This window comes from Chitinophaga sp. H8 (genome assembly GCF_040567655.1).
In the GTDB taxonomy this organism is placed as follows: Bacteria; Bacteroidota; Bacteroidia; order Chitinophagales; family Chitinophagaceae; genus Chitinophaga; species Chitinophaga defluvii.
Window position 1 is genome coordinate 93,500 of sequence record NZ_JBEXAC010000003.1, and the last position, 18,469, is coordinate 111,968.

Genomic DNA, 18,469 nt, shown 5'->3' on the forward strand with positions numbered 1-18,469 from the left:
AACTGCTTTTACTCGGCTGCCCGGTAGGGTACGGTAAAGATAACGCTGCGGCATTTGCTGCAAATCTAACTGCATACATGCGAAAAATTAAGACCTTACTACTCTGGGCTGCATCCATATATATACTGGTGGGAGTGGGATTATATGCTTTTCAAAAAAAAATAATCTTCCGCCCCGAATCATTATCAGATGATTACAAATTCGAGTTCAATATACCGTTTGAAGAACTGCGTATTCCCATCAATCCTAAAGAACAGCTAAGTGCTATCCTGTTTAAAGCCAGTCAGCCCAAAGGCATCGTATTATACTTTCATGGTAATATGAAGCACATCGGTTTCTACGGAAAGTATGTACCCAACTTCACCAGCCAGGGATATGATGTGCTGATGATGGACTACCGCACTTTTGGTAAAAGTACCGGTGAGCTGAGCGAAGCGCTGATTTACCAGGATGCATTGCATATGTACCAGATTGCCAGGAAACGTTTTGAACCGGGACAGATCATTATCTATGGCCGCTCCCTGGGAACAGGTATTGCCGCACAACTGGCGGCAGTGAGAGACTGCAAGCGGCTGATTCTCGAAGCGCCTTATTACAGCGTGGAAGACGTGGCTAAACATTTTATTCCCTTCTATCCACATGGCCTCCTGCTGGAATTTAAATTTCCCACTTATACCTATTTGCCAAAGGTAACAGCACCCGTGAGTATCTTCCATGGTACCGATGACCATACCATCCCTTATGCTTCCGGCGAAAAGCTAAAACAATACTTTAAACCGGGTGATGAATTCATTTCCATTAAAGGTGCTACACATAATAACCTGAATGATTACCCGCTGTTTCATCAACGGTTGGATGAAATGCTTAAATAGCTGTTACCGTACACTTCCTGTACTAAAATCGGACAAATTGTATATTAATAATATGTATATACGATTTTACAACAAGAGGATAATATCCTGGCATTTTCTTCGTGGCATAAAAACCAGTGCCGGGGGAAAATGCAGCCGTAAAGTATTTACAAACAGTGTAAGCAGCAGCTATGTTTAAAAGCTATTTTAAGATTGCCTGGCGTCATCTTCTGAAAAACCGTCAGTTTACTTTCCTCAACCTGGTAGGGCTATCCACCGGACTAGCCTGTGCATTGCTGATTTATTTATGGGTGCATGATGAAATGTCTTTTGACCGGTTTCATCAGAAAGATGCGCAGTTATTCCAGGTAATGGAAAACCAGCCACTTACCGATGGAGTAAGAACGGTGGCCGAAACACCAGCCCCATTGGCAGAAGCCTTGCTGAAAGTAATGCCGGAAGTGGAATATGCTACGGTTACCACCCCTGCTTCCTGGTTTCCCAGAATGGCGATTGTCACAGAGGATAAGCATATTAGTGCGGCAGCATTATTCGCAGGTAAAGATTACTTCAACATCTTTTCTTATGGCCTTTTGCAGGGCAATATATCCGAGGTACTCAGCGACAAAAATGGTATTGTCATATCAGAAAAACTGGCGTTGTCCTTATTTCATACCACAGATAACGTGATTGGTAAAACGATGGAGTGGCAGATCGATCAGTTCAAAAAAACAGGGATGATCACCGGTATCTTTAAAGGTACCCCGGCTAATTCTTCTGTTCAGTTTGATGTGGTATTATCCTTTGATGCATTCTCAGCATTGATTGGAGGACCAGGCACGCTGGATGGGCCAGGTCCGTTTCAAACTTACCTGGTAGTAAAGAAAGGCACCAACATTGCGCGGTTCAACGATAAGCTGAGCGCTTTTATGACAAGCCATAGCAAAGGTGCTGCCCGCAACTTGTTCCTGAAACCTTATGGCGACAATTACCTTTACGGCCATTATGAAAATGGCGTACAGGCAGGTGGCAGGATAGGGTATGTAAAGCTGTTTGCGCTGATCGCCGTCTTTATCCTGGTAATAGCAGGGATCAATTTTATGAATCTTTCCACCGCCAAGGCTGCCGGACGGATGAAAGAAATAGGTATCCGGAAATCTATCGGCGCCAACCGCGATACGCTGGTGATACAATACCTGGGAGAATCCCTGCTGATGAGCTGCCTGGCGTTGATTGCTGCCCTGTTGCTGGTATGGCTCTTTTTACCACAGTTTAATGAAATTACCGGTAAGCAACTGGCAGTTCGTGCTGATATAAACATGATAACAGCTATTGCAGGAATTACCTTACTGACAGGCTTACTGGCGGGCAGTTATCCAGCTTTATATCTCTCCGGATTTGAGCCGGTCAACATCCTGAAGGGAAAGCTTAAAAATACAATCGGCGCATTATGGGCCAGAAAGGGATTAGTGGTTTTTCAGTTTGCGATGTCTGTATTATTCATGGTGGCAGTAATGGTAGTATACCGGCAAATAGCTTATGTGCAAACTAAAAACCTGGGCTACGATAAGGATCATGTTATTTATTTTGATGCAGAGGGCAGGGTACCGGCCAATATCCCGGATTTTCTTGCTGCACTGAAAAGCATTCCCGGTGTAGTAAATGCTTCTGGTATGGTGGGCAATGTGCTGGGAGGGCCTTCACTGGGTATTCCCTGGAAGGAGCCGGAGGGTGGGGATACGAAGGTGATCCAGTTCAGGCAATTCCTGCTGAATTACGGTATGATGGAAACCCTGGGATTGGAAATGGCGGCAGGACGTGCCTTTTCACGCAACTTTGGTGCAGACAGCCTGAAGGTGATCTTTAATGAGGCCGCGATTAAAGCCATGGGTATCCGGGACCCAATAGGAAAAGTCATCAATCTCGGTGGTGTGAACCGCGAGATTATCGGGGTGGTGAAAAACTTCCATTTTCAGTCCCTGCATGAAGCAATAAAGCCCTTGTTCTTTAACCTGGATCTGAACGGTAGTACTATTATGGTAAAGATCCAGGCAGGCCAGGAAAAGCAGGTAACAGAACGGTTAGCCGCTTTTTATAAGACCTATAACCCCGGATTTGTGTTTGATTATAAATTCCTGGATGATGATTACCAGGCGCAATACCAGGCAGAGAAGCGGGTAGCAGCGCTTTCAAAATACTTTGCAGGATTTGCCATACTGATATCCTGTCTGGGATTGTTTGGGCTGGCTGCATTTACAGCGGAAAAGCGACGTAAGGAAATCAGTATCCGGAAAGTGCTGGGAGCTTCCGTGAGTAATGTGGTGGTGCTGTTGTCAACAGATTTCCTGAAGTGGGTAGGTATTGCCATCGTTATTGCTACCCCACTGGCCTGGTGGATCATGCATCACTGGCTGAATGCCTTTGCCTACCATATCCGCCTGGGGGCAGACATTTTCTTAATAACAGGTGCTACCATGCTCCTCATTACGATGCTCACCGTGAGCTACCAGGCAGTCAAAGCTGCTATTGCTAATCCGGTGAAGGGAATTGAAGAAAGCTGTTAAGAAAGCTGTTAGTCGTTAGCTATTAGCTGTTAGCATTATGTTTTGTTGTTTCTCTGGTTTCCTTCAACGGGCTATTGGCAGCACGGATGGCGCTAAAAGCTAAAAGCTAACGGCTAACAGCTTCTTTTATCTCGCTCCGTTTTTCTCCTACTTTCAAGTCGTGCTTCAGGCCCAGTTTAAGCGCATAGTTTTCTACCTGGTGACCGGAAGGAAAGCCAAAGCAGACAGGGTACTTATAATCTTTTACGATGTTGCGGATAATTTCATATTCTGTTTGTCCGAACGGCGTATCAGTTTCCTGACCGTCGGTGAAGCCGCCTACTACCAGTCCGGCCAGTTTTTCGAGCCAGCCGGCACGTTTCAGGTTGTACATCATGCGGTCTACGTTATACCGGTATTCTCCGATATCTTCCAGCAGGAGTATTTTACCTTTGGTATTGATCTGGGAGCGGGTACCAGACAGATTGGCCAGCAGGGACAGGTTGCCGCCTACCAATATGCCGCTGGCATGACCGGTACGGCTTAGCTCATGCGTAGGATGGCTATAGCGGTAACTTTTACCTTTCAATGCCAGGTGCAGGCTATTTACATATTCATTATCAGCTGTTTGAGGAGTGATACCACTACACATCATGGAATGGAGTGTGGGGATCCCGAATTGTTCCTGTATATGTGCATGCAGTGCGGTAATATCGCTGTAGCCACATAACCATTTGGGATGTTTGCGAAAGCGGGTAAAGTCCAGTTTGTCCAGCAGGCATACCATACCATAACCGCCCCGGCCAAATACGATGGCCTTTATTTCCGGGTCGTCCAGCATATCCTGCAGCTCTTCCAGCCGCAGCTCATCCGGAGCGGAGAAGTTATGGAAACTGGTACCTACCGTAATACCCAGATGTACGCGGTAGCCCATATTATTCAACACACCCGCTGCAAATTCTGCTGCCTGTAATTCCATCTTACTGCTGGAGCAGGTAACACCTATCAAATCACCTTTTTTTAGATATGGTGGTATTTTTATCATTGTTCAACGCTTTATTTACCTTTGCCGACTAGTAGCCCTGTATTCAAATCACATTTTTAGTACTTAACTTACCGGCATTATAAGGAAAGTTACTTGTTGGCTAAGGTGATAAATTGTTTTGGCTATACCAAAAACTACAATACGAATTGAATTTATTTAAGCATTCTTTAAGATAATATGGCAAAATTTAATAGATATTTAATAACCGCCGCTTTACCCTATGCAAATGGCCCCGTACACATCGGGCACCTGGCAGGATGTTATCTCCCGGCAGATATTTATGTGCGTTATCTCCGCAGTACCAAAGCTGATGTGAAGTTTGTAGGTGGAACAGATGAACATGGTGTGCCTATCACGATCAAAGCCATGCAGGAAAATGTATCTCCCCTGGATATTGTGGACAAGTATTACAAAATCATCAATGACAGCTTTGCTGCCATGGGTATTTCCTTCGATATCTTTTCCCGTACCAGCCGCGAAATACACCATAAAACGGCGTCCGACTTTTTCCTGAAAATGTACCAGGATGGTTTGTTTGAAGAAAAGGAAACGGAACAATACTATGATGAAGAGAAAAAAGTATTCCTGGCCGACCGCTATATTATAGGGACTTGCCCTAAATGTGGTAACGACAAGGCTTATGGCGACCAATGCGAGCGCTGTGGTAGTTCATTAAGCCCGGAAGAACTCATCAACCCGCATTCAGCCCTGAGCGATGCGGTACCGGTGAAAAGGAAAACCAAACACTGGTACATGCCCCTGCAAAATTATGAGCCGTGGCTGAAAGAATGGTTACTGGAAGGGCATAAGGAATGGAAGAATAATGTATACGGTCAGTGTAAAAGCTGGATCGATAACGGATTGCAAAGCCGTGCGATGACGCGCGACAGCAACTGGGGCATTAAAGTGCCTTTGCCTGATGCAGAAGGTAAGGTGCTGTACGTATGGTTTGATGCACCTATCGGGTACATTTCTGCTACCAAGGAGTTGACAGAAAACTGGGCCGACTACTGGTGTAAAGACGATACCAAACTGGTGCACTTTATCGGGAAAGACAATATCGTTTTCCACTGTATCATTTTCCCGGCGATGTTAAAGGCGCACGGCAATTTTGTGCTGCCGGAAAATGTGCCCGCCAATGAATTCCTGAATATTGAAGGGGAGAAGGTATCTACTTCCCGTAACTGGGCGGTGTGGGTACACGAATATATTAAAGACTTCCCTGATCAGCAGGATGTGCTCCGTTATGTATTGTGCAGTACTGCTCCGGAAACAAAAGACAATGACTTCACCTGGAAAGATTTCCAGGACCGTAATAATAATGAGCTGGTAGCCATCTTTGGTAATTTTGTAAACCGTACGATGGTACTCATGCACAAGCTGTGCGGAGGTAAAGTACCTGTTTTTCATGAGTCGGTGAAAGATGCGAAGGATGAAGCTTTGCTGAAAAGTCTGGGAGAAGCAAAAACGAAGATCCAGGACGCCCTGGAAAACTTCCGCTTCCGCGATGCCCTTGCAGAAGTAATGAATGTGGCCCGCGAAGGTAACCGGTATCTGCAGGAAAAAGGTCCATGGCTGCTGGCTAAAACACCGGAAATGCAGGCCGAAAACCAGGCGGCTATCGATAACTGCCTGCATATGTGTTTGCAGCTGACGGCTAACCTGGCCATTTTCTGTCATCCATTCCTGCCATTTACTGCCAGGAAAATATGCCACATGCTGAAAGTGGTTGATAAAATGCTGGATTGGGAAAATGCAGGTAGCATCAAATTGCTGAGCGTAGGATACACTTTACGCGCGCCGGAGCTGCTATTTAAAAAGGTGGAGGACGAACAGGTGAAAGATCAGGTAGATAAGCTGCACGCGGGCCTGAAAAAGAGCGCGGTAGCTGCACCTGCCCCTGAAGCTGCTCCTGAAGTACCTGCCAAAGCAGCGATTACTTTTGATGACTTCGCCAAACTTGACCTGCGTGTAGGGACCATCCTGCAGGCAGAGAAAGTGGAAAAAGCGGATAAACTGCTGAAACTCCTGGTGGATATTGGTACAGAACAGCGTACAGTGGTTTCCGGTATTGCCATGCACTTTGCACCAGAAGAAATTGTAGGCAAACAGGTAACCCTGGTAGCCAACCTGGCCCCCCGCAAAATGCGCGGTATCGAAAGCCAGGGCATGATCCTCATGGCCGAAGACAATGGTAAACTCGTTTTCGTAAATCCTGCTGATGCAGTGAAAGCGGGGAGCGAAGTTAAATAAGCTGTTAGCCTTTAGCTGTTAGCTTTTAACATTGATGTTATGTTGTTTAAATATTATAAAGCCGGTGTGAACTTCGCATCGGCTTTATTGTTATATTATCTGAGAATATATTGAAAACCATTGTATTAACCCCTTATGAGAAATTTCAGAAATTTAACTGTCTGGCAAAAATCAATCGTGCTTAGTGTACAGGTATACGAGTTAAGCCGTACTTTCCCCCGGAAGAAAAATTTGGACTGACAAACCAGCTCAGAAGGGCTGTGGTTTCTATTTCCAGCAATATTGCAGAAGGGTCTCCAAATCTACAGATGCACATTTTAAAAAGTTCCTGGAAGATGCTATTGGCTCTGCTTTTGAGGTAGAATCACAGCTGGTGATAACCAGCCAGGTGTATACCCATTTGCAGGAAAACATAGAAAAACTCTTTCCTTTGATGAAGGAAGTACAAAAAATGCTAAATTCATTGATAGAAAAATTGAAGATATAATCGCAGTTGGCTAATCGGTTAATTAACACAACACCATCGCTAAAAGCTAACGGCTAAAAGCTAACAGCTATGAAAAGACACATTAACAAAGTTGCTGTATTGGGGTCTGGGGTAATGGGATCGCGTATTGCGGCCCATTTTGCGGGTATTGGCGTACAGGTATTACTGTTGGATATTGCACCAAAAGAACTGAATGATGCGGAAAAAGCTAAGAATTTGACATTAGACAGTCCGGCTGTGAAAAACCGTATCGTAAATGAAGCCTTACAGGCTGCTATCAAATCAAACCCTTCACCGGTATATACCAAGGCGGTGGTGAAACGTATCCGGACGGGCAACTTTACGGATGATATGAAGCAGATCGCCGACTACGACTGGATCATTGAGGTGGTAGTAGAAAACCTGGATATCAAGAAGTCTGTGTTTACAGAAGTGGAAAAGTACCGTAAACCGGGTACGCTGATCACTTCCAATACTTCGGGCATTCCTATTCACCTGATGACAGCAGGCCGCAGCGAAGATTTTCAAAAGCATTTCTGTGGTACTCACTTCTTTAATCCACCACGTTACCTGCGGTTGCTGGAAATCATTCCTACACCGCATACCGATCCGGAGGTTGTGGATTTTCTGATGCATTATGGGGATCTGTACCTGGGTAAAACAACCGTGCTGTGTAAGGATACACCTGCGTTTATTGCCAACAGGGTGGGCGTATTTTCTATCATGGCTATTTTCCATATCATGGAAGAAATGAGCCTGGGGATCGACGAAATAGATGTGCTGACCGGTCCCATCATTGGCCGGCCTAAATCGGCTACTTTCCGTACAGCGGATGTGGTGGGTATTGATACCCTGGTAAAGGTAGCCAAAGGCGTCATGGATAACTGTCCGGACGATGAGGCGATCAGTATCTTTAAAATTCCGCCTTTCCTCCAAACGGTAGTGGATAATAAATGGCTGGGAGATAAAACCGGCCAGGGATTCTATAAGAAAACAAAAGGAGCTGGTGGATCGGAAATACTGACGCTCAACCTGCAAACTATGGAATACGGGCCTAAACAAAGACCCAAATTCGGCAGTATTGATGCGGCAAAGCCGGTAGAAGACCTGAAACAGCGGATCCGTATGCTGGCAGCTGCAACAGATAAGGCAGGTCAGTTTTATCAACAGTTTCATGCCTACCTGTTTTCCTACGTATCTCACCGTATCCCTGAAATAGCAGACGACCTCTATAAAGTAGATGACGCGATGAAAGCAGGATTTGGATGGGAAATAGGGGCGTTTGAAACCTGGGACCTCCTGGGAGTAGAGGCTTCCGTAAAGCTGATAGAAGCAAAAGGACTGACGGTAGCACCCTGGGTAAAAGAGATGCTGGCCAAAGGAATCAAACAATTCTACAAAGCAGAAAACGGTAAAAAACTGTATTACGATATTCCTTCTCAGACATATAAACCACTGCCAGGGGAAGGTTCCTTCCTGATCCTGGAAAACTTCTCCAACAATATTGTATGGAAAAACAGTGCCTGCAATTTGTATGATATCGGAGATGGGGTAGTTTGCCTGGACTGGAAAACCAAAATGAATACTATCGGTGGAGAAGTGCTGGAAGGGGTGAATAAAGCCGTAGACCGGGCTGAAAAGGATTTCCGGGGGCTGGTGATCGGAAATGACGGCACTAACTTTTCGGCAGGTGCTAATGTAGGCATGATCTTTATGCTGGCGGCGGAACAGGAATACGATGAGCTGGACATGGCAGTAAGGCTGTTTCAGAAAACAACCATGCGGCTGCGCTATTCTGCTATACCGGTGGTAGTAGCTCCGCATGCACTGACGCTGGGCGGTGGTTGCGAAATGTGCCTGCATGCAGATAAAGTGCAGGCCAGCGCTGAAACATATATCGGACTGGTAGAACTGGGTATCGGGGTTATTCCCGGTGGTGGCGGCAGCAAGGAAATGGCATTGCGTGCCAGCAATGAATTTATAGAAGGCCGTATTGAAGAAGAGCCGTTGAAAGACCGGTTTATGACAGTGGCTACAGCCAAGGTGGCTACCTCAGCACATGAAGGCTTTGATATGGGTGTTTTAAGGCCCGGTATTGACGAAATCACGATGAACCCTGGCAGATTGATTGCTGATGCCAAACGCAGCGTAATTGCCCTGGCTGATGAAGGATATACCCGCCCTGTAGAAAGACAAGATGTAAAAGTACTGGGTAGAACAGGTATGGGGATGTTACTCACGGGGATCTACTCCATGCAGTTTGGTCATTACATTTCCGAACATGATGCCAAGGTAGCAGGTAAACTTGCTTACGTAATGTGCGGAGGAGATTTAAGTGAAGCTTCACTGGTGAGTGAACAATACCTGCTGAACCTGGAAAGGGAGGCGTTTCTCAGCCTTTGTGGAGAACGCAAAACATTGGAACGCCTGCAAAGTGTTATCAAAACGGGTAAGCCCATACGAAACTGATAACAACTGTAAATTATATATAGCGGCCTGCTGAAGAGATCTTTTCAGCAGGCCGCTTTTTTTGATGTCATAACAGGAAAATAGCTCATTTCTTAGCGTATTGTTAAAGTCCGCTCAAACTAACATTTATCATGTTTCCTGGCAGATAAAAGTGGTACATTTGAGTTATTACATACCCATTAAATAACAACCCCATACCTGCTACAACTGGATACTTTAAGTAATAGGAAAATTGTATTCATTAATCTAAAAATATATTAAGATGAAAAGGTTGGAAAACAAAGTAGCGCTCATTACCGGCGGTGCTGGAAGCATTGGACAAACAACAGCAAAATTATTTTTGGAAGAAGGAGCGAAGGTCGTATTGGTAGATCTGGATGAGGCTGCTTTGAAACAGGCAGTGGCAGGCCTGGGAAGTGATAAAGTGGATTATGTGGTGGCCAATGTAACAAAGGCGACGGATGTGGAACGTTATGCACAGGAAACGGTGAAGAAATTTGGTAAAATAGATGTGTTCTTTAACAACGCAGGCATAGAAGGGGTAGTAAAGCCTATTACCGAGTTTCCGGAAGATGTTTTTGATAAGGTAATGGCAGTAAACGTGAAAGGGGTATTCCTGGGATGTAAATATGTGCTGCCTCAGATGAATGATGGCGGAAGTATGATCATCACCTCTTCGGTAGCCGGATTGCATGGCTCTGCTGATTTTGTGGCCTATGTAGCGAGCAAACATGCTACTTTGGGTATCATGAAAACAGCCGCACTGGAAGCTGCACCAAGGAAGATCCGTGTCAATACGGTACATCCTTCTCCTGTAGATAACCGGATGATGCGTTCGATAGAAGAAGGTTATGCACCCGGTGCAGCTACAGAAGCCAAAAAAGGCCTGGAGTCCGGTATTCCGTTAGGCCGGTATGCGGCTCCGCTGGAAATCAGTAAACTGGTATTATTCCTGGGGTCTGATGACAGCCAGTTTATTACCGGTGCACAGTATGTGATTGATGGTGGTTCTTCCGCCAAATAAAGCATAAGTATTCATTACGTTCTTTCACAGTGGTTTCTTTATAATAGGAAGCTGCCAGGGAGAGGCTGAAATATAGAGAGGTAGTACCAGGTTCCTGGTATTATCTCTCTTTTTTTGTTAATAGACCCCGTGTCTGTGCCTGCATCTTTCTGGCACATTTTCCCCCGCTGAAGATTATTTTACCTACTATTTGCCTTGAAAAGGAAGCAAAAAACAAACGTAAACCTAATACAGGATAAAATCACCTGGTTGTAAACTCCTGTCAGGATTAACTAACAAAAGGTGTAAACCTATAGCAGGACTAGACCAATTGCTACCATGGGCCTACGTTTGCATAGGGATATCCCGTATATGTCCCGTATATATCCCGTATATATCCCGTAGATATCCCGACAATATAACTAGTCGGGATATCTACGGGATATCTATGGAATAACTCCGGGTTATCACTACTTTATATCAGACCACTTCCGGGATTTAAGGAAGGATAAGAAGGGGGTTACTATAGGTTGGGCCGGAGCCTGTGACCGGCCAGCTATGGTCAGCACCTGCTGTTCATCCCGCATTTATGACGCCGGGCAGCCCCAGGGTCCTTTTAAGTAATATTTATTAATTTAATATATTAATTAAGGAGGTTTAGCTAACTTTAGCCGGTAGTATTCATTTGATCACCATATTGTGACCACAAGTATTCGGAAATTGGCACCAGCCATTGGCTACCGTTACCCCCCTTGTGTATCGCAAGCAAAAACCTGAACATTGCCAGTTTTATCCTTACAGAATATTTCAAAAAGATATGGTGCGGTACAGGCGCTTACCAACGTTTCATTTGACGTGCCGGCAGGATGTGTATTTGGTGTCCTGGGACCCAACGGAAGTGGTAAAACCACATTACTGGGTATTGTGACCGATGTGCTGAAGGCCGATCAGGGAGATTTTACCTTATTGGACCAGCCGGCATCCGCCAGACAAAGGCAGCAGATAGGTACGTTGCTGGAAACGCCCAACTTTTACCATTATCTGAGTGGGTATCAGAATCTGAAAATAGCGGCTACTATTAAACAGCGTGGAGCCGATGATATTGAAAGGGTATTGAAGATAGCCGGGCTTACTGCGCGGCAACATTCTAAGTTTAAAACGTATTCCCTGGGGATGAAACAGCGTCTGGCCATCGCATCCGCATTACTGGGCGATCCGCAGGTGCTGATCCTGGATGAGCCTACCAATGGCCTAGACCCCGAAGGGATTGCAGAAGTAAGGGCACTGATCCGCCAGGTGGCCCAATCAGGCAAAACGATTATCATGGCCAGCCACCTGCTGGATGAGGTGGAAAAAGTGTGTACACATGTGGCCATTCTCCGGAAGGGCAATCTCCTGCTATCGGGGCCGGTTAGTGAAGTGATCAGCCGGAACGACTTTGTGGAAATCGGCAGCCGTAACAACCAGGCGCTCCGGGAGGTGATTACCCGGCATCCGGAGTATGTGTCTGTTGTAGAAGCAGGCGTAGTATTACAGGTTGTTTTCCGGGAAGAGCCGGATCCGGCGGCAATTAATGCCTGGTGTGCAGAACAGGGGATCTGGCTCACACATCTGCAGATACGGAAGAAGAGCCTGGAAACCGCATTTTTTGAAATTACCAACGCCTAAATCACCATGAAGCATATTATACATACCGAATGGCTTAAAGTAAAGGGATACCGCACCTTTTGGGTGCTGCTGCTGCTGGCAGTGGCTATTGTTCCGGCCGCCAATTATATCACGGCCGAAGTTACCTCCCAGGTGCAGCAAAAATCAAAGGAAATGCTGGTACTGAATGCCTATGATTTCCCGATGGTATGGCAAACGGTGGCTAATGTCAACAGCTATATTTCTGCTGCTTTTGGTTTTCTGATGGTGATACTGGTGTCTAATGAATTTACCTTTAAAACGCACCGGCAAAATATCATAGACGGATGGGAACGCCGCGAGTTTGTATTTTCCAAACTGTACTGGGTAGTGGCTTTTTCCCTGCTGGCAATGGTAGTGGCCATACTCACCGGCCTATGTTTTGGCTTTGCCTATAGTACCCACGATTTTAGCCTCGAAGGTTTCCGTTATATCTTTTATTACACGCTGCAAACAATGTTGTCCCTGTGTTTGGCGTTGTTGGCAGGGGTGTTTCTCCGTCGTGCGGGGCTGGCTATCGTACTTTACCTGGCTTATGCCATGATGATAGAGCAATTGCTGGTATCGATCCTGAAACGTTCTTCCCTGGGAGAGATCGGTGGGTTATTGCCTCTGCAAACAGGGGATGAGCTACTGCCCGTACCCACTTTTATCGGCACTATGATGGCCAGCCCGGATAAATATGATGAAGTGGTGTATCTCGGCTTCCTGTGCGGATATATTGTGCTGGCATTGTTCCTGGTATTCCGGAAAATGGAAAAAACAGACCTTTAACTAACACGATAAATAAAGCCGGATCAGCTGCCATGGCCCTGGAAAGCTGCCTTTTCAGTTTAAAATAATCTTAAGATTTGCATTTTAAATGGGAATGTATGCGATAGGTGTTAAATTTGTTGTTGAACGTAAAATGACTATAAAGTGGGAAAAGAAGAGAAAGTAATACTGGTAACAAATGACGATGGGGTAACGGCGCCGGGCATACGAGCATTGATCGAGGCAGTAGCACCTTTAGGTAAGGTCGTGGTGGTAGCTCCGGATAGCCCGCAATCTGGCAAAGGACATGCGATTACCATTGGGGTACCTTTACGTTTAAATCAGGTGGATATCTTTGAAGGGATAGAAGCCTGGCAATGCTCCGGCACGCCGGTAGACTGTGTGAAGCTGGCGCGGGACAAGATCCTGCACCGCAAACCGGATATCTGCGTAAGCGGTATCAATCATGGCGCTAACCATTCTATCAATATTATTTATTCCGGCACCATGTCGGCAGCGATGGAAGCGGCTATTGAAGGGATTCCTTCTGTAGGATTCTCTTACCTGGATTACAGCTTTGATGCCGACTTCACTTTACCGAAACAGGTGGCGCATACGGTAACGAAAAAAATGTTGCATAGTGAACTGCCCGCAGGTACACTGTTTAACGTAAATATACCAGTAGTAAAAGCGGCAGATTTCAGTGGAATAAAAGTTTGCCGGCAGGCAAACGCAAAATGGGTGGAAGAGTTTGATGAACGCCGGGACCCGCATGGCAAAAAGTATTACTGGCTCACCGGCGAATTTAAGAACCAGGATACCGGCAACGATACAGATGTGTGGGCACTGGAAAACAATTATGCATCATTGGTACCTGTGCAATTTGATTTAACCCACTATAAATTAAAGCAACAACTTGAAACAGAGTGGACATTTTAGGCTTCTCAATGTTGATACCATGTTTAAACGGGACAATCTGACTTTAGGAATTGTATTAGGGCTGATCACGCCTGTAGTCGCTTTTCTTTTATATTACCTGCTGGTATTCATGCCCAAAAATATCGGGCTCACAGAATTCCTGGAGGTACTGAAAGGGAATAAGCATATGATCCCTAAAGTAGTGAGTATTTGCCTGGTACTTAATGGTCTTGTATTTTACTTCTATACACAAAAAAGAAAGGACATCACTGCCAAGGGAATTTTCCTGGTCACTATGCTGTACGCTATTGCTGTGCTGTTGCTGAAATTACGATAGCTATAAAAGGGGCTGGCAATAACCCACTATCCGCTACTTTCTTGTATTATTGCAACAAAATTCTCATTTAAAATTTTCCGTTTCCGGCGGGCAGGGTATGAAATATTATATAATAGCAGGCGAAGCATCTGGAGATCTGCATGGCAGCAATCTGATCAAACAATTGCACCGGCAGGATCCGAATGCAGATATCCGTTGTTGGGGCGGCGATCTGATGGAGCAGGCAGGGGCACAGGTGGTTAAACACTATCGTGATCTTGCTTTCATGGGATTTATTGAAGTGGTGATGAACCTGCGTACAATCCTGCGGAATATGGATTTCTGCAAAAAGGATATTACCGCATTTAAGCCGGATGTATTGGTGCTGATAGATTACCCGGGTTTTAACCTGCGTATTGCCAAATGGGCTAAAAAACAAGGACTAAAAGTAGTATACTATATTTCCCCGCAGGTATGGGCCTGGCAGGAAAGCCGGGTAAAAGGTATCAAGGAGTGTGTGGATATCATGTTGTGTATCCTGCCCTTTGAACAGGAATTTTACCATAAATGGCATTACGAAGTGGAATATGTAGGCCACCCATTGGTAGAAGTTATCAAAGCTGCAAAGGAAGGTCCTCCGGATCCACCATTTTCTGACAAGCCAATTATTGCAGTATTACCTGGCAGCCGCAAGCAGGAGGTGAGTGTAAAACTTCCTATCATGCTTACCATGGCTAAACATTTCCCGGACTACCAGTTTGTGGTAGCACAGGCACCCAGCCTGGAGGATAGCTTCCTGGAAAGCCTGACCGGTCGTCATGCCAATGTTTCTATGGTGAAAGGGCAAACCTATGGTTTATTGCGGCAGGCCACCGCAGCGCTGGTCACCTCTGGTACGGCTACACTGGAAACAGCGCTCTTTGGAGTGCCGGAAGTAGTATGTTATAAGGGAAGCCCCATTTCCTACTTTTTTGCTAAACGGCTGATCAAAGTAAAATATATCTCCCTGGTAAACCTGGTGATGGATAAGCTGGTGGTAAAGGAACTGATCCAGCACGATCTTACAGAAGCCAACCTGCTGAAAGAATTATCCCTTTTATTGAATGATGCACCTACCCGCAAGCAGGTAAAAGCGGATTATGCTGCCCTGTGGCATAAGCTGGGAGAAAAGGATGCGTCTAAACGTGCTGCCGAAATTATCTTCACCGCAGCCAAAAAATAAGCTGCTATATTAAATACCGCATCATCATTTATCTGTTGCTGCCATGCTATTGCCCGGCTCATGGGACCCTGCCCGATTCTACCGCTTTATCAGGCGGATGATCATGATAATGATAGCAATGACAAACAAAATAATGGAAATACGGTTCATGCCATGCATCATCGACAGATAGGTGCTTTTAGGAGCATTGGGATCGGATTTCCGGATATAGAAGTACTGTAATACTTGTTGCCAGATACTTTTCATAATACAAATATCGTAAATCCGGATGGCTTATCAGCAACCTGGCGGCATTTACATTTGTCTTATTTTTGACACCAATCAAATAAGTGAACATGAAATCAGGTGTCAGGCCGGGCTACCATTCACCCGCGGTTGCATTATTGTTGTTGTTATTAAGTAATGTTTTGACCGCACAATCCTACCAGTCCGTATGGCTGCATGATGGCTGGGAGTTTTCCCGTATGGACGATGATAACTGGCGTACCGCTACTGTACCCGGTACGGTACATACAGATCTGTTGCAACACCAACTGATTCCCGATCCTTTTACAGGTACCAACGAAAAAGCAGTGCAGTGGGTAGATAAGCTGGACTGGCAGTACCGTAAAACATTTGCCGTGAGCACAGACTGGCTGCAGCAGGAGGTAGTGGAACTTGCCTTTGGCGGGCTGGATACCTATGCGGATGTATACGTGAACGAACAACTGGTATTGCAGGCTGATAATATGTTTACCGCCCCTGTGGTGAATATAAAACCCCAATTGAAACCTGGGGATAACCAATTACGGATTGTATTCCACAGTCCTGTTAAACAGGATATGCCCCGGTTTCTGAAAGAAGGACTGATCTATCCGGCTGGTAATGATGCCAGTGATATCCCATTGAGTGTATATGCGCGTAAAGCCCCCTATCATTACGGATGGGATTGGGGGCCCCGCCTTATTACTTCCGGTATCTGGCGCCCGGTACAACTACGTGCCTGGAGTAAAGCAGCTATCCGTAACAGCTTTATACGGCAGGAATCACTGACGGATAAAGTAGCGGTGCTACATGCAGGGATTACGCTGGAAGCTACACAACCAGGCATATTTAAAGCAAAGATAGAAAGTGCAGACAAGGAATTTCCTGCAGTAGAAATACCCGTAACGCTGGTAAAAGGTAATAACCTGGTACAGGTGCCTTTTACGATCAAACGGCCGGAACGCTGGTGGCCTAATGGCCTGGGAGCACAAAAGCTGTATGCTGTTAAAGTATCCCTGCGGGAAGATCAAAAAGAAATAGCTGCGGAACAGGTAAATATAGGACTACGTACTATAGAAGTGATCAATGAACCAGACAGCCTTGGGCAATCTTTTTATCTTAAAGTGAATGGCCGTCCGGTATTTATGAAAGGCACCAACTACATTCCCCAGGATAATTTTTTACCAAGGGTACCACCCGGAAAATACCAGCGCTTGTTTGACAACATGCAACAGGGGCATTTTAATATGGTACGTGTATGGGGGGGCGGGGTATATGAAGATGACCAGTTTTATAAACTGGCAGACGAAAAGGGAATACTGGTATGGCAGGACTTTATGTTTGCCTGCACCCTGTATCCGTCAGATCCCGGTTTCCTGGAAAAAGTAAAAGCAGAAACTGTGCACAACATTACCCGCTTACGCAATCATGCTTCGCTGGCATTATGGTGTGGTAATAATGAAGTGGCCGTAGCGATTAAGAACTGGGGCTGGAAAGAAGGTTATGCTTATACGGATAAACAATGGAAAGAGCTGCAACAGGGTTATGATAAGCTATTTAAAAAATTATTACCGGAGCAGGTAATGGCGCTGGATCCGGGCAGATTTTACTTTCATTCATCCCCTATCAGCAACTGGGGGAAAAAGGAGGAGTTTACGATAGGGGATAACCATTACTGGGGGGTATGGCATGGGATGGAATGGTTCGAAGCCTTTAATACACATGTACCCCGCTTTATGAGTGAATATGGTTTTCAGTCGTTTCCGGACATTCATACTGTGCGCCGCTTTGCAGCAGAAAATGAACGCAGTTTGTATTCGGCGGTGATGCAGCTGCATCAGAAAAGCCCTGCCAAAGGAAACACAGCCATTAATACTTATCTGGAGCATTATTATCATACCCCAGTTGATTTTACGCAGTTCCTGTATGTAGGAGGGGTATTACAGGCAGAGGGCATGAAAGTGGGGATAGAAGCCCACCGCAGGGCAATGCCTTATTGTATGGGCACGTTGTACTGGCAGCTGAATGATTGCTGGCCCGGTCCCTCCTGGTCGGGGATCGATTACTATGGCAGGTGGAAAGCATTGCAGTATTATGTGCAAAAAGCCTTTAACCCGGTACTGGTTTCAAATGTTATAGAGGAAGGTATGCTAAATACCTACATCGTTTCAGATGAAATGAAAGACCAGCAGGTAACGCTATCCCTGCAGGCCATGGATATGGAAGGGAAGGTCATCTGGGAGCAGGAAAAGCGGCATATTATGGTGCCATCTAATACCAGTAAGATCTATCATGCTATTGCCCCTGCGGAAGTATTGAAAGGCGTAGCTGCCGGAAAGGTAATATTCTACGCTAAAGTGGTAAAGGACAATAAGCTCCTCAGCGATAATGTGTTTTATTTTACGTTGGCTAAAGAGATGGCATTGCCCGAACCAGGAATTAGCACCACCGTTGCTACAAATGAGAAAGGAGAGATCCTGGTGAGGGTAAAAACGACCCGGCTGGCCAGGAATGTGTATCTGCTGGTAGACAATGATCCGGACTCCCATTTCAGTGATAATTATTTTGACTTACTGCCCGGCCAGCAAAAAGATGTCATCCTGCAAACTACACGTCCACTGACTGAAATAAAAGCGCAGCTGAAAGTAGAGAGTTTAGTAGATACCTATAAAAAATAGTT

Annotated in this window: 13 protein-coding genes and 1 pseudogene; 12 read left to right on the plus strand and 2 right to left on the minus strand. The window is 45.6% G+C overall.

Features of this window, described 5'->3' with window-relative positions:
• The first annotated feature begins 77 nt into the window (after positions 1-77).
• The gene (locus tag ABR189_RS27285) at positions 78-872 is read left to right on the plus strand and encodes an alpha/beta hydrolase (protein WP_354663689.1); all 795 of its coding nucleotides are present in this window, start codon (positions 78-80) and stop codon (positions 870-872) included.
• A 170-nt stretch (positions 873-1,042) separates the two neighbouring features.
• Entirely contained in the window at positions 1,043-3,415 is a 2,373-nt protein-coding gene (locus ABR189_RS27290) for an ABC transporter permease (protein ID WP_354663690.1), read from the plus strand.
• A 106-nt stretch (positions 3,416-3,521) separates the two neighbouring features.
• On the opposite strand, the gene ABR189_RS27295 is transcribed toward ABR189_RS27290, so the two are convergent.
• Entirely contained in the window at positions 3,522-4,439 is a 918-nt protein-coding gene (locus tag ABR189_RS27295; protein ID WP_354663691.1) for a S66 peptidase family protein, read from the minus strand.
• 177 nt (positions 4,440-4,616) lie between these two features.
• On the opposite strand from ABR189_RS27295, the gene metG reads away from it, so the two are divergent.
• The 9 genes and pseudogenes from metG to lpxB all read left to right on the plus strand — a co-directional run bounded on the left by metG (position 4,617) and on the right by lpxB (position 15,546).
• Positions 4,617-6,692, plus strand: a complete 2,076-nt coding sequence (gene metG, locus ABR189_RS27300) for a methionine--tRNA ligase (protein WP_354663692.1) — start codon at positions 4,617-4,619, stop codon at positions 6,690-6,692.
• Positions 6,693-6,886: 194 nt separating this feature from the next.
• Positions 6,887-7,179, plus strand: a pseudogene (locus ABR189_RS27305) (four helix bundle protein).
• Positions 7,180-7,248: 69 nt separating this feature from the next.
• Positions 7,249-9,648, plus strand: a complete 2,400-nt coding sequence (locus tag ABR189_RS27310) for a 3-hydroxyacyl-CoA dehydrogenase/enoyl-CoA hydratase family protein (protein WP_354663693.1) — start codon at positions 7,249-7,251, stop codon at positions 9,646-9,648.
• 262 nt (positions 9,649-9,910) lie between these two features.
• Positions 9,911-10,672: an SDR family NAD(P)-dependent oxidoreductase gene (locus tag ABR189_RS27315; RefSeq protein WP_354663694.1), complete on the plus strand. Its 762-nt coding sequence runs from the start codon at positions 9,911-9,913 to the stop codon at positions 10,670-10,672.
• A gap of 759 nt (positions 10,673-11,431) precedes the next feature.
• Entirely contained in the window at positions 11,432-12,319 is an 888-nt protein-coding gene (locus tag ABR189_RS27320; RefSeq protein ID WP_354663695.1) for an ABC transporter ATP-binding protein, read from the plus strand.
• A 6-nt stretch (positions 12,320-12,325) separates the two neighbouring features.
• Positions 12,326-13,111: a DUF2705 family protein gene (locus tag ABR189_RS27325; protein WP_354663696.1), complete on the plus strand. Its 786-nt coding sequence runs from the start codon at positions 12,326-12,328 to the stop codon at positions 13,109-13,111.
• Between the two features lie 144 nt (positions 13,112-13,255).
• Complete coding sequence (gene surE / locus ABR189_RS27330; RefSeq protein ID WP_354663697.1) at positions 13,256-14,029, plus strand: 5'/3'-nucleotidase SurE; 774 nt, start codon at positions 13,256-13,258, stop codon at positions 14,027-14,029.
• 19 nt (positions 14,030-14,048) lie between these two features.
• Positions 14,049-14,345: a hypothetical protein gene (locus tag ABR189_RS27335; RefSeq protein ID WP_354663698.1), complete on the plus strand. Its 297-nt coding sequence runs from the start codon at positions 14,049-14,051 to the stop codon at positions 14,343-14,345.
• A gap of 97 nt (positions 14,346-14,442) precedes the next feature.
• On the plus strand, positions 14,443-15,546 hold the full coding sequence (gene lpxB, locus ABR189_RS27340) for a lipid-A-disaccharide synthase (RefSeq protein WP_354663699.1): 1,104 nt from the start codon (positions 14,443-14,445) through the stop codon (positions 15,544-15,546).
• Between the two features lie 78 nt (positions 15,547-15,624).
• Here the strand turns inward: lpxB and ABR189_RS27345 are convergent, their stop codons facing one another.
• Entirely contained in the window at positions 15,625-15,792 is a 168-nt protein-coding gene (locus ABR189_RS27345; RefSeq protein ID WP_354663700.1) for a DUF6728 family protein, read from the minus strand.
• A gap of 89 nt (positions 15,793-15,881) precedes the next feature.
• Between ABR189_RS27345 and ABR189_RS27350 the strand changes: the two genes are divergently transcribed.
• Entirely contained in the window at positions 15,882-18,467 is a 2,586-nt protein-coding gene (locus ABR189_RS27350) for a beta-mannosidase (RefSeq protein WP_354663701.1), read from the plus strand.
• Positions 18,468-18,469 lie beyond the last annotated feature (2 nt).

Coding starts and splice junctions, on each gene's coding strand:
- ABR189_RS27325 (WP_354663696.1), top strand. CDS start 12,326: ATGAAGCATATTATACATACCGAATGGCTTAAAGTAAAGGGATACCGC.
- ABR189_RS27345 (WP_354663700.1), bottom strand. CDS start 15,792: ATGAAAAGTATCTGGCAACAAGTATTACAGTACTTCTATATCCGGAAA.
- ABR189_RS27315 (WP_354663694.1), top strand. CDS start 9,911: ATGAAAAGGTTGGAAAACAAAGTAGCGCTCATTACCGGCGGTGCTGGA.
- ABR189_RS27290 (WP_354663690.1), top strand. CDS start 1,043: ATGTTTAAAAGCTATTTTAAGATTGCCTGGCGTCATCTTCTGAAAAAC.
- ABR189_RS27335 (WP_354663698.1), top strand. CDS start 14,049: ATGTTTAAACGGGACAATCTGACTTTAGGAATTGTATTAGGGCTGATC.
- ABR189_RS27285 (WP_354663689.1), top strand. CDS start 78: ATGCGAAAAATTAAGACCTTACTACTCTGGGCTGCATCCATATATATA.
- ABR189_RS27295 (WP_354663691.1), bottom strand. CDS start 4,439: ATGATAAAAATACCACCATATCTAAAAAAAGGTGATTTGATAGGTGTT.
- ABR189_RS27310 (WP_354663693.1), top strand. CDS start 7,249: ATGAAAAGACACATTAACAAAGTTGCTGTATTGGGGTCTGGGGTAATG.
- lpxB (WP_354663699.1), top strand. CDS start 14,443: ATGAAATATTATATAATAGCAGGCGAAGCATCTGGAGATCTGCATGGC.
- metG (WP_354663692.1), top strand. CDS start 4,617: ATGGCAAAATTTAATAGATATTTAATAACCGCCGCTTTACCCTATGCA.
- ABR189_RS27350 (WP_354663701.1), top strand. CDS start 15,882: ATGAAATCAGGTGTCAGGCCGGGCTACCATTCACCCGCGGTTGCATTA.